Raw genomic sequence first — 9,262 nt, forward strand, 5'->3', positions numbered from 1 at the left:
AGATAATTGAGGGATAAGAAAAGCATATCTTCAACTGATAATTTACTGTGACGACCTCGACGGTTATGTTTTTCATGATAAGCGGTCTTAAGAAGAATGCTCATAGATTCAAAGGTTGGACGTTTAAAATGACTATCGCTGAGTTTGGTGAGGGATTCATAGTTCATGACTATAGTATAACAAATTTTTTTATTTTTGGGAGAAGTCTATTATTTGACAGAGCCTGCCACCCCATTGTAAATATATTTTTGAAGGGTCAAAAAGAGGACGAGAATCGGAATCACGACAATCACAACGCCTGCCAAGATAACAGGCCAATTGCTGCCGTATGGGCCTTTAAAGGCAAAAAGTGCTGTCGAAATCACTTTCAGCTCGGGATCGGGCATGTAGAGATAAGGATTGTAGAAGTCATTATAGAGCCCAACACCGCTGATAATCAGCATGGTCACAATCGGTGCTTTGAGATTTGGCAAAATAATCTTGTAGAAAATCTGGAAATAGCTTGCGCCGTCAAGGAAGGCTGATTCGTCAAGCGAAATCGGAATTTCATCCAAATATTGCATAAAGATATAAAGTGAAATCACATCAGAACCAAGATTTAGTAAAATAACTGACCAAATTGTATTGACCAAACCCATTGAATTAATGATTTTGAAGGTCGCAACTTGACTCGTAATGGCGGGAATCAGCATGGCTGCTGTAAAAGCAAGCAAGATGAGTTTTTTGCCACGAAATTCAAAACGATTCATGGCATAGGCGAATGCTGAGCCGACTAACAATTTCCCACACATTGAAATCACGAAAATAATTAACGTATTTTTGAAACCAGTCAACATTTGCCCTTGGACAAAGGCGAGCTTGTAGTTGCTAAAGTCCAGTTTTTTCGGCAATGATAAGACACTTGTGCTAAGAAATTCTTGATTGGACTTGAAAGAGCCAATAAAGACAACTAAAAGTGGCAAAAGCGCAACAATCGCACCCAAAATGAGAATCACATATTTGACGATTGTGCCTAAGGTTAATCTTTCTTTTCTCATTTTTTATTTCCCCTTTCAGTAATCAAGCGTTGTAGCAAGGTCACAAGAACAACAATCACAAGCAAGATAATCGCCATAGCACTGGCAAGACCCAGTTTGTTGTATTTGAAAGCTGTATTAATAGTTTGAATAACAAACGTCATCGTACCGTTTGAGCCACCTGTCATGATAAATGGAATATCAAAGACTGACAGAGAACCAGAAACAGACAAGATGATATTCAAGAAAATGATAGGTTTGATTGCTGGTACGATAATATAACGGAAAATGCTCCAAGAATTTGCACCGTCAATTTCTGCTGCCTCGTACACTTCTGGATTGACTGACTGAATTGCCCCGAGAAAAATCAAGAAATTAAAGCCAATATAACGCCAAGTTGACGTAAAGGCAAGTGAAATGTTATTAATATCACGATTGCCAAGCCATAACTGTTTGAAACCGCCCATACCAATCATCTTTAAAACAGAGTCAAGCGTGCCATTTTCCTTGAAAAAATAGAGGAAGATGAAACCAATCGCAACACCATTGAGCAGATAAGGAAAGAAGAGAATCCCTTTCCAAAAATTAGCAAACTTGACTTTAAATGACAGCAAGGTCGCAAAAAGGAGCGCTAAACCAAGTTGGACAAAGCCCGACAAGAAGTAATACAAACTTGTCTTGAAAACGATAAAATAATTCGGATCAGTCAACACTTTTTTATAGTTGGCAATGCCGACATTGTTTTTGCTGGGCGAAAAACCGTCCCAATCAGTAAATGAATACTGAACCATTTTAACGAGCGGATAGTAAGTGAAAGTCAACAGCAGAGCGATAGGAATGACTGTAAAAAGCACAATCAATAGTTTTTTCTCTGTCTTAGCTTGTAGATTAAACATAAGATTCCTTTCTGTCTTAAAAGTAAAGACTGGCTATTGGCCAGCCTTTAATATGTTATTTAGTGTACTCGTCTACTGCTTTTGCCCATTTTGTATTGAGATCTTTCATGATGTCAGCAAAGCTTTCTTTGGTGTTCCCGATACCAGCGTCAACGATGCGACGTTTTTGGTCTTCAGTTGACCCAACACCGACTTCTGAGGCGTTATTAACATCTGAAAAGAGAGATTCTTTACCAGCTGGTGCAGGCGTTTCTTCAATCAGCACAACTCCCGCATCCGCAAGACCTTGGAGAGCAATTGGCATATCTGCCCCTTTGACTGCTGACAAACCACCATTGACTTCAGCATAATCAGATTTATCAACCATCCAGTCAATGAATTGGCGCGCTGCTTTTTTCTTAGCATCTGATGAATTAATATTGATACCATAGTTGTAATCGCCACCAATCGCTAGATAGGTTTTGCCGTCTACTTGATTAGGGAAAGCTTGGAAAGTCACATTTTCAGCGTTTGCCTCATTGGCAACTTGAAGTTGTGGAATCGCCCATGACCCAAGTAATAATGTGCCGATTTTACCATTGGCAAAGTCAACTTTTGATTGTTCCCAGTCAGTTGTTGTCGGATCATTTTCAATCAAACCTCTACTTGCTAATTCGTACAAAGTTTCATAAATTGTCCACATAGTTGAGCCCTCTGTAAAGGCTTTAGTATCATTTGCCATTTCAAATGTGAAATCTGGATTGCCCGAAACACCCGCACGGATAAAGTCCCAGTTTGACAACACCCAACCAGCTGCGTAGTTGGTGTAAAATGGTGTCACACCGTCAAGTTTTTTCTCAGCTTCCATCAATTTGATGAAGTCTTCCGTTGTTGTTGGAAATTCTTTATAGCCAGCGTCATTCATGACTTTTTTATTGACAAGTAAACCTGTTGCATTCACTTGTGAGGGGAGACCGTATTGCGTGCCCTCATATTGACGGTCAGCCAAGAGCATATACTTTTCTTCAAGCTCTTTTGACTTACCAAGCGGTTCAAAGAAAGTTCCATAATCTTGTGGTTTGATGTCTGCAGGAATCATCAAAACATCACCGTAGTCTTTGGAATTCATCCGCGTTTTCATCTGTCCGCCGTAGTCAGTAACCGTCTGAATCTTGACTGTCACATCTGGATATTCTTCGTTAAATTTCTTGATGTACTTGTCCCAAGTCCCATCTGCCTGCCAATCTGTCTTGTGGTTGATGAAAGTAATCGTCGTTTTACCATCGGCATCTTCATCTTTTTTGCCACAGCCTGCTAGCAATAATGCTGACGCAGCCACAACACCGAGTGTCCCCAAAACTGTTTTGAGTTTCATAAGATAATCTCCTTTATTTTAAGTGCTAGTTGCACTAGTGACAATTTACGATTTTGAAAAAGTCTATACTTTTGAAATCGCTTACAGTAATTAGTATATACTTTTAGCTATGTTTTGTCAACAGCAAAATCAAAAAAATTTCAAACAGTTATCCTGTCTAAAATTTTTTCTAGTGTGTATTAAAAAACTCTGTGCTATTTTATACTCATTTATATAAAAAGATTACGCTTTCGGCTAGAACCACCACTTCTACGTTTACAAGTCTCACCGTACACCTGTACACCTTCACTTTGTCGCCTATGGCTTTAAAGTGGCTAGAATTGACGAATCTAGTTCAAAAGCTTTGTAACCTTTTTATAGTTAAACGAGTATATCTTAAATTCCTCAACACCTAACTCATTTTTTAGAAACCCATTTGGCAACATTTATCAAAAAATGTGCGAATGCGATTAAATGAACGATTTATGTTAGGCGTTCGAGATTTAGATTTTATTGCAACTTTTGCATCTGATAAAACTCACCTTTTAGCGCCATAAGTTCCTCAAATGTACCAATTTCAACACATTTGCCGCTTTGAATAACGGCGATTCTATCTGCATTTCTGATAGTTGATAGCCTATGGGCAACGATGAAAGTTGTCCGATTTTTCTGCATTTCAACTAGCGATTCTTGAATTTTCTTCTCAGAGATTACATCAAGCGCTGATGTTGCCTCGTCCATCACGATAACTTTTGGGTCACGGATAAGCGCCCTTGCGATTGAAATACGCTGCTTTTGTCCGCCCGACAGCATGTCACCATTTTCACCGACCTCAGTCTTAACCCCATCGGGAAGTTTGTCAATGACATCCTTGAGATTGGTCATCTGGAGAACCTTTTCGAGTTGGGCATCCGTCACATCATCTGCGCCATAAGTGATATTATCACGAATTGTTCCCGATAGTAAAATCGAATTTTGCGGAACAACCGCAATGTGTTTTCTAACCGAATGCAAATTGAGTGTCGACATTTCTTGTCCATCCAATAAAAGTCGACCAGATGTTGCCGCAATAAAACCAATCGCCAGATTGAGAATCGTTGTCTTACCAGAACCTGATGCCCCAACAAGGGCAATCGTTTCGCCAGATTTGACGGTCAAATTTAGCCCTTTGATAATATTTTTATCGTTTTCATAAGAAAAGTAAACATTTTCAAATGAAAATTGACCTTTAATTTCTGCAACTTCAATCTGTCCTTGGTGCGTTTCAACCTTGTCAGAAATGAGAATTTCGCCAATCGAATTGACCGATTCCACACCCTTAGCAACCATGGGAATGAGGTTAATCAAATTGGCAGCTGAGGCGACAACTGTCCCAAAATAAGTTTGGTACATGACGACTTCACCCGGCGTAATCTTGCCTTTGATAGCCAAAATTGCCGTAAAAATCAAACAGAAAACTTGAAACAATTGGAAAACTGACCAAGAAACCGAACCAAAAAAGGCTTGTAAAACATCGAGTTTAATCCCTTTTTTGAAAATCTTGTCAAATTGTTGCCGCAAACGAGAAATTTCTTGATTTTCTAGCGCATGAGCGCGTGACATGGGCACAAAATGAATCATCTCCATGACTTTTGCCGAAGTCTGCTCCATTTCATGCCGAAAGTCAGAATTACTTGACTCAATCTGCTTAGAAAACAGCTTAATCAAAAAAGTCGCAATCGGAATGGTTGCAATGAAAAAGAGAAAAACAATCCGACTGGTAACTAACGTAATCGCAAGCGCTACAAACATATTGACGCTAATACTCAGCAAACTGATAAAAATTTGCGAAGATAAAGTCTGTACCGTTTCGACATCTCGCATAATTTTAGACTGTAAAACGCCAGATTTCAAATCTTTCTGATAAGAAATCGACAATTGTTGCAATTTCCGAATCAAAGCACCACGCAGATTTGCCTCGACGTGTCGGATAGCTGTGCTGTAAAATTTAGTATGAAAATAATTGGAGATGATATTTTGCAAGATTAGAAAAATCATGAAAATACCACAGAAAATCACAGTTCTCAGACTATTAGCTTTGATTTTTGTGATTGTATCAATGACAATCGACATAATCAAAGGCGAGATCCAAGCAGGCGTATCTTTGACGATATAAAGCAAGGCTGACACAAGCAAACGCTTGTAATTCCCTTGATACAAGGCGAGCAAAGTTTTAAAAGGATTGCCTTTATTTTTCTCATAGTTTTCTTGGATATTACTCATCATATGGCACTTCTCCTAGTCGCTTGGCAAAATTTTCCTTGATGATCCTCTCAGCTGGCTTACCGTAAATGGCATAATCATTGTCAATTGTCGCCGCTTTGATGTCGTAAATATGCGCTTTCCAGTCCCAAATACCGAAACCTCCGACCCAATCACGTTTTTCACAAGCCGCAAACATCGTTTTGTAAAATGTTGCTTGACTTTCAAGATTTGTCTCGCCGTCAAATTGCCAATCATTTGGTAAAAATTCACTTCCCGTTCTGCTAGCACAGCCAACTTCACAGAAGAAAAATGGTTTTTCGTATTTTTGAACAACCTTTTCAATCCTGTTCAACTGCTCTTCCCAAATAGCCACAGAATAATAACCAGAACTTGAGATAACATCCACGGCATCCCACCAAGTCAAGTTATCTTCTTGAAATTTATCACAATTATAAGTAATTAACCCTTTGTAATGCGTGCGAACTTTCGCAATCAAAGCCCGCCAGTCACTGTCTCTGCGATCGGCATTAACCAACTCACAACCAATCACCAACATCTCACAGCCCGTTTTTTGCGCCATATCGGCATAATGCAAAATGTAGGCGTTATAATTGACAAACCAATCGTGCCAAGTCGGCTCAACTGGCACATCATGATCAAAAAAGTTGATGTAAGCCCGCCAAGCGCCGTCAGAAACATTGACCATCGGTTTCAAAATAACTTGCAAGCCTAGTGACTGCGCATATCGGATCATTTTAACCACCTCATCATCCGACAAATTCCAATCGTCTTGATAATGAATCTCAGTCGACCAAGGCTTGTCTTGCTCAGCAACAACTGCCAAAATAACAGTATTTGCTCCCGTCCGTTCCTTGAGCAATTTCAGCGAGTCGTAAGATTCGGCTGTGTCCCATTCGCCACGTTTATTCATGAATCCAAAAGTAACACCGTTGATAAATTTCATTGATTTTCTCCTTGACTTTTTCTTTAAAAAGTATATACTTATATCGTAACCGTTTTCATTTTAATTTAAATTATACGATTTGTCAAGGGTATCTCTAAAAACTGTTCCTGCGGTTACTCGTCACAGAAAAACACGTGTTCCTGCGGTTACTCGTCGCAAAAAAGATTTGCTTTTGTTCATTTTAGCAAAAATGGGCGAATCTGAGTTTTTAGAGATGACCTCAAGAAAGGATTATCAAAAATGATTGATTTATCAAAACTAGAAGATTACAAAGGGACTGGCAATAAACCTGCCGACTTCGATGATTATTGGGATAAGGCATTAGCTGAACTAGCTGACTTTCCGCTTAATTATGAATTGACAGAGATTGCGTTCAAGTCAAATGTTGCGCGCGCCTATCATCTTTGGTTTACAGCACCAGACGGCGCTCGTATTCATGCGCAATTTCTCACACCAAAAGAAACGACAGGTAAGAAATTCAAAGGACTCCTCCAATTTCACGGCTATCATGGTGACAGTGGCGATTGGGTTGACAAAATTGGTGCTGTCGCTGAAGGCTTTGTTGTTGCGGCGCTTGATGCACGTGGTCAAGGCGGTTTGTCCGAGGACAATACCGTTACCGCAGGTGGTGTCATGAAAGGCTTGATTATTCGTGGCATGGAAGAGGGAGCTGACAACCTTTATTATAAGCGTGTGTTCCTTGATTGTGCGCATTTGGCTAAAATTCTCATGTCACTTGATTTTGTTGACGAAACACGCGTTTTCGCTCAAGGTGCCTCGCAAGGTGGCGCTTTAACCATTGCCTGTGCCGCACTTGTCCCCGAAATCAAAAAAGTTATTGCGACTTATCCTTTTTTGTGCGATTATCGCAAAGCTTATAATCTCGGTGCGCAAACTTCTGCTTTTGAAGAAATTCCTTATTGGTTCCAATTTCGTGATCCTTTACACAAACAAGAAAATGAGATTTTCGAGACCCTTTCCTATATTGATTTGCAACATTTAGCACCACGTATCAAGGCGGAAGTCGCTTGGGTTATGGGCTTGCAAGATGAGGTGGTGCCGCCAGAAACACAACTCTCTGCTTATCTCAATATTACCAGCAAAAAACAGCTCATCCCAGTCTATGAATATGGTCATGAATATTTGCCAAAAGTTTCTGACAACTTACAAGGATTTTTTGAATGATTAGATGCTAAACACACAATATCTTGAGCATGTTTACTAAAAAGGGACTGGGAATAGAAGTCAAAACCTAGCTTATTTTAGGCATCTCTAAAAACTCAAATTTCCCAAATTTTGTCAGCTTACAAAGTTCGCCGACAGAAAAGATATGCTAGACTTTTCCAAATTCTGTGTCACTCCTCCGATTAAAAAATCTATCTATCTTTAATCAAGCAGTTTTTAGAGATGCCTTCTAGTTAATTCAGAAACAGAAAAATCGCATGAAACAATTTTCATGCGATTTTCCTATTACTTTGACTTTCACATCAGCCTATTTGTTATTTTAAGATTATTATGGCAATAATTGGACTGATAATCACATAAACAAGACCTGTGATACCAATCGCAAGTCCTGCCATTGCGCCCTCGATTTGTCCAATTTGCATGGCAGCACCTGTTCCTATCGCATGCCCCGTTCCACCAAGCGCTATGCCTTTTGCAACACTATCTTTTATCCCAAATAAGTCTAACAGCACTGGTCCAATAACTGAGGTCAGAATCCCTGTCGCAACTACAACAACCAGCGTTATCGTGGTCATACCCGCCATTTTTCCAGTAATACCAATGGCCATGGCGGTGGTCACAGACTTAGGAAAGAGACTGATAGCAAGGAAAAACTGCATACCAAAGGCTTTGGCAAGGAGTGCTGTCAGGGTCGTATTCACGATAGCACCGATGATGACACCAGTGAGGATACTACGGGCATGGAACTTCATGAGTTTAAAGGCTTGAAATAATGGAATGCCAAGCGCCACGGTTGACGGAACAATCAAGGTATTAAGATACGAACCACCAATATAGTAATCTTCGTAAGAAATTCCTGTTATTTTTAAGAAACAAATAAGTATCAAAATCGCCAATAATAACGGTGTTGTCACAGGACTTTGCCACTTACGATGAATTTGTGTTGCTGCAAAATAAGCAAGAATTGAAATCGTCAAACCAAATAAAGGTGTTACTGTCATTTCTGATAATCTCCCTCAAAACGGCGTTTAATAAGCTGCGTGACAAAACCAATGACTCCGATATTAACAACTAACGTTATCATAACAATCACAATAATCTGCCACCAATAATTGGCAATAGCACCCCAATATTTCATAATGCCTACGCCCGCAGGCAAAAAAAGAATGGTCATATTAGCCAGTAAAAATTGTCCAACATCATTAATTTGTCGAAGTCGAATAAATTTGAATTTTAGCGCCAAAAATAGAAGTATCATACCAATGATTGACCCTGGAATTGGGAGATTCAATGTCGTTGAACAAATTTCTCCGATTAGAGAGAAGATGAGAATGAACATGAATTGGAAATAGAATTTCATTTGTTAATTTAGCCTTTCTAAATAAATCATTTCCATTATACTACTATTTTCAGAAAATTACCCAAAAATCTTTTTTTAACCTTAACTAATCTAAAAATTAAAAAACGTTTTTATCATTCGAAAGTGATAATGTCCTGAGTAGGTCGAAACATAAAATGTCCCAAATGTTAAACTAATACTTATGAAAAGGATATTACTCACTGTGAATGAATTGAAAAAGTATCGTGTTATCAAGTTAGTACACGATGGTAAGAAAAAGAAACA

Annotated in this window: 8 protein-coding genes; 1 reads left to right on the plus strand and 7 read right to left on the minus strand. The window is 39.1% G+C overall.

The window, feature by feature from the left end:
- Positions 1–209 precede the first annotated feature (209 nt).
- The 5 genes from Hs30E_RS09610 to Hs30E_RS09630 form a co-directional block, all read right to left on the minus strand.
- Positions 210–1,037, minus strand: coding sequence for a carbohydrate ABC transporter permease (locus Hs30E_RS09610; protein ID WP_172209736.1), 828 nt, complete (start codon positions 1,035–1,037; stop codon positions 210–212).
- Positions 1,034–1,912 carry a carbohydrate ABC transporter permease gene (locus Hs30E_RS09615; protein WP_172209737.1) on the minus strand — a complete coding sequence of 293 codons (879 nt, stop codon included), beginning with the start codon at positions 1,910–1,912 and terminating at the stop codon, positions 1,034–1,036. The genes Hs30E_RS09610 and Hs30E_RS09615 overlap by 4 nt, the downstream gene beginning before the upstream one ends.
- Positions 1,913–1,967: 55 nt before the next feature.
- Positions 1,968–3,266, minus strand: a complete 1,299-nt coding sequence (locus Hs30E_RS09620; RefSeq protein WP_172209738.1) for an ABC transporter substrate-binding protein — start codon at positions 3,264–3,266, stop codon at positions 1,968–1,970.
- Between the two features lie 489 nt (positions 3,267–3,755).
- A complete protein-coding gene (locus Hs30E_RS09625; protein ID WP_172209739.1) occupies positions 3,756–5,510 on the minus strand; it encodes an ABC transporter ATP-binding protein in 1,755 nt (584 codons plus the stop codon).
- Complete coding sequence (locus Hs30E_RS09630) at positions 5,500–6,453, minus strand: glycoside hydrolase family 113 (RefSeq protein WP_172209740.1); 954 nt, start codon at positions 6,451–6,453, stop codon at positions 5,500–5,502. Before Hs30E_RS09630 ends, Hs30E_RS09625 begins: the two co-directional genes overlap by 11 nt.
- 240 nt (positions 6,454–6,693) lie before the next feature.
- On the opposite strand from Hs30E_RS09630, the gene Hs30E_RS09635 reads away from it, so the two are divergent.
- Entirely contained in the window at positions 6,694–7,638 is a 945-nt protein-coding gene (locus tag Hs30E_RS09635; protein ID WP_172209741.1) for an acetylxylan esterase, read from the plus strand.
- Positions 7,639–7,952: 314 nt separating this feature from the next.
- On the opposite strand, the gene Hs30E_RS09640 is transcribed toward Hs30E_RS09635, so the two are convergent.
- Positions 7,953–8,639, minus strand: a complete 687-nt coding sequence (locus Hs30E_RS09640; protein WP_172209742.1) for an LrgB family protein — start codon at positions 8,637–8,639, stop codon at positions 7,953–7,955.
- Complete coding sequence (locus Hs30E_RS09645) at positions 8,636–8,998, minus strand: CidA/LrgA family protein (RefSeq protein ID WP_172209743.1); 363 nt, start codon at positions 8,996–8,998, stop codon at positions 8,636–8,638. The genes Hs30E_RS09640 and Hs30E_RS09645 overlap by 4 nt, the downstream gene beginning before the upstream one ends.
- Positions 8,999–9,262: the final 264 nt, after the last annotated feature.

This window comes from Pseudolactococcus hodotermopsidis (assembly GCF_011170085.1).
GTDB lineage: Bacteria > Bacillota > Bacilli > Lactobacillales > Streptococcaceae > Pseudolactococcus > Pseudolactococcus hodotermopsidis.